General features: G+C 48.0%; 2 protein-coding genes. Both read left to right on the forward strand.

The window, feature by feature from the left end; genetic code table 11:
- A partial coding sequence (locus DW039_RS20465) for an ATP-binding protein (RefSeq protein WP_243635062.1) occupies positions 1–2,115 on the forward strand: 2,115 nt, incomplete at its 5' end.
- Positions 2,108–3,430, forward strand: a complete 1,323-nt coding sequence (locus DW039_RS20470) for a sigma-54 dependent transcriptional regulator (RefSeq protein WP_004291471.1) — start codon at positions 2,108–2,110, stop codon at positions 3,428–3,430. The genes DW039_RS20465 and DW039_RS20470, both read left to right, overlap by 8 nt.
- The last annotated feature ends 269 nt before the right edge of the window (positions 3,431–3,699 follow it).

The following is a 3,699-nucleotide window of genomic DNA, read 5'->3' on the forward strand; positions in this document are numbered from 1 at the left end:
ACAATACTGGAATGGAACGATAAAGATATCGAGCATTACCATGCACGGCGTATGGCAATGGACAGTATGCTCTGCCGTTTCAAGGCCACCTATCCAGCAGAGCGCATCGATAGTGTGCGCAGTCTTTTAGAGGATAAGGAACGACAGATGTTCCAGATAGTCCGGTTAATGGATGAACAACAATCTATTAACAAGAAGATAGCCAATCAAATTCCGGTTATTGTACAGAAAAGTGTGCAGGAACAGTCCAAAAAGCCAAAACGAAAAGGTTTCTTAGGCATATTCGGCAAAAAAAAGGAAGTAACTCCAGCAGTATCAACCACTATCCTTCATTCGGTCAATAGAAACGTAATCAGCGAACAGAAAGTGCAGGATCGCCAATTGTCGGAACAAGCCGACAGCCTTGCAGCTCGTAATGCAGAACTTAACAGACAACTGCAAGAATTGATTTGCCAAATAGAAGAAAAGGTACAAACCGAACTGCAAAGCCGGGAAAACGAAATAGTTGCCATGCGTGAAAAGTCATTTATGCAAGTAGGCGGTTTAATGGGATTCGTTCTTCTATTGTTGTTAATTTCCTACATCATCATACATCGTGATGCAAAAAGCATTAAACAATACAAGCACAAGACAACTGATTTGATAAGGCAACTGGAACAATCCGTACAACGGAACGAGGCACTGATAACGTCAAGGAAGAAGGCGGTACATACTATCACCCATGAACTGCGCACACCGCTGACAGCAATAACAGGCTATGCCGGACTGATACGGAAAGAACAGTGTGAGGATAAGTCCGGGCAGTATATCCAAAACATACTGCAATCCTCCGACCGTATGCGGGATATGCTTAACACTTTGCTTGACTTCTTCCGCCTGGACAACGGCAAGGAACAGCCCCGTCTGTCACCCTGCCGGATTTCAGCAATCACGCACACACTTGAAACGGAGTTCATGCCTGTTGCCGTGAACAAAGGGCTGTCCTTGTCCGTGAAGACTGGACACGATGCCATTGTATTGACCGACAAAGAGCGAATAATACAAATCGGGAATAACCTGCTGTCAAACGCTGTCAAGTTCACAGAAGAAGGCGGTGTTTCTTTGATTACTGAATATGATAATGGAGTTCTGACACTGGTCGTTGAAGATACAGGTACAGGCATGACAGAAGAGGAACAGAAACAAGCGTTCGGTGCGTTTGAACGTCTATCAAATGCCGCCGCAAAGGAGGGTTTCGGGCTTGGGCTTGCCATAATGCGTAATATTGTGTCGATGCTTGGCGGAACAATCCGTTTAGACAGCAAGAAAGGGAAAGGCAGTCGTTTCACAGTTGAAATTTCTATGCAGGAAGCTGAAGAACAGCTTGGATATACAAGCAATACACCTGTTTATCATAACAATAAATTCCATGATGTTGTCGCCATTGACAATGATGAGGTATTACTTCTGATGCTGAAAGAGATGTATTCCCAAGAAGGAATACACTGCGACACTTGCACCGATGCTGCGGCACTGATGGAAATGATACGCCAGAAAGAATACAGCCTGTTGCTGACAGACTTGAATATGCCCGATATAAACGGTTTCGAATTGCTGGAACTGTTGCGTTCGTCCAACGTGGGCAATTCACCAACAATCCCGGTGGTTGTGGCAACCGCTTCGGGCAGTTGTAACAAAGGGGAACTATTGGCAAAAGGCTTTGCCGGATGCCTGTTCAAACCGTTCTCCATATCGGAACTGATGGAGGTTTCCGACAGGTGTGCCATAAAAGCGACACCGGACGGGAAACCGGACTTTTCCGCCTTATTGTCCTATGGCAATGAAGCCGTCATGCTGGAAAAGTTGATAACTGAAACAGAAAAGGAAATGCAGGCGGTACGGGATGCAGCAAAAGAAAAAGACCTGCAAAAGCTGGATTCCCTGATCCACCACCTGCGCAGTTCGTGGGAGGTGCTCCGTGCCGACCAACCGCTGAATGTACTTTACGGATTGCTTCGTGGCGATGCTCTCCCGGATGGTGAAGCGTTAAGCCATGCCGTGACTGCCGTGCTGGATAAGGGAGTGGAAATAATACGGTTGGCAGAAGAGGAAAGGAGAAAATACGAAGATGAATAAGACAAAAATAATTGTGGTGGAAGACAACATCGTGTATTGCGAATATGTCTGCAATATGCTGTCACGGGAGGGCTACCGCAATATGAAGGCTTACCACCTCTCAACCGCGAAGAAACATCTGCAACAGGCAACAGATAATGATATCGTGGTTGCCGACCTGCGTCTGCCTGACGGCAGTGGCATAGACCTTTTGTGCTGGATGCGAAAGGAGGGAAAGATGCAGCCCTTCATCATTATGACCGACTACGCCGAAGTTAATACCGCCGTGGAAAGCATGAAACTCGGCTCGATAGACTATATTCCCAAACAGCTTGTGGAGGATAAACTTGTCCCCCTGATCCGTTCCATACTGAAAGAACGTCAGGCAGGACAACGCCGTATGCCTATATTCGCCCGTGAAGGTTCCGCCTTTCAGAAAATCATGCACCGCATAAGGCTGGTAGCCGCCACCGATATGAGCGTGATGATATTTGGTGAGAACGGCACGGGCAAGGAGCATATTGCCCACCTGTTGCATGACAAGAGCAAACGTGCAGGCAAGCCATTTGTGGCGGTGGACTGCGGTTCACTCTCCAAAGAGCTTGCACCGTCGGCTTTCTTCGGACACGTCAAAGGTGCATTTACAGGTGCGGACAATGCCAAGAAAGGATATTTCCATGAGGCGGAAGGCGGCACGTTGTTTCTGGACGAGGTAGGAAACCTCGCGTTGGAAACCCAACAGATGTTGCTCCGTGCCATACAGGAGAGGCGGTATCGCCCGGTCGGAGACAAGGCAGACCGGAATTTCAATGTCCGCATCATCGCTGCTACCAATGAAGATTTGGAGGTATCGGTGAATGAAAAGCGTTTTCGGCAGGATCTTCTGTACCGCCTGCACGACTTCGGGATAACCGTTCCTCCGTTGCGTGACTGTCAAGAAGACATTATGCCGCTGGCAGAGTTCTTCCGTGATATGGCAAACAGAGAGCTGGAGTGTAGCGTGAGCGGGTTCAGTTCCGAAGCACGTAAAGCGTTGCTGACACACGCATGGCCGGGCAACGTGCGGGAACTTCGGCAGAAAGTTATGGGTGCTGTATTGCAGGCGCAGGAAGGTGTTGTCATGAAAGAGCATCTGGAACTTGCCGTGACGAAACCGACCTCTACTGTCAGCTTCGCCTTGCGCAATGACGCGGAGGATAAGGAGCGGATATTGCGTGCGTTGAAACAGGCAAACGGCAACCGGAGTGTCGCCGCAGAACTGCTCGGCATAGGCAGGACAACACTATACAGCAAACTTGAAGAGTATGGACTTAAATATAAATTCAAGCAATCATAGCCCGTAATTCACTGAATTTGGCTATCTTTGCATAACATTTGAGAAAAACGGCGATTGGCAGGAGCTTTTCGCCGCCAACATATAGGATAAGACCGCAAGGCGTTTCAAGCGAAAATCTGGTAAATTGGAACTACGGAGACGATTGCGTGATGCTTATGCTATGCTTACGCATAGCGTGCATTCACGTACTCTCCGTAAAGGCTTTACCAGAGCCATCGCTTGAAGGTAGTGTGAATTGCACGCTACTTTTTTACCCTTGCCTAACGAAA

The sequence above is a fragment of the Bacteroides sp. AF39-16AC genome (assembly GCF_003602735.1).
GTDB classification, from domain to species: domain Bacteria; phylum Bacteroidota; class Bacteroidia; order Bacteroidales; family Bacteroidaceae; genus Bacteroides; species Bacteroides uniformis.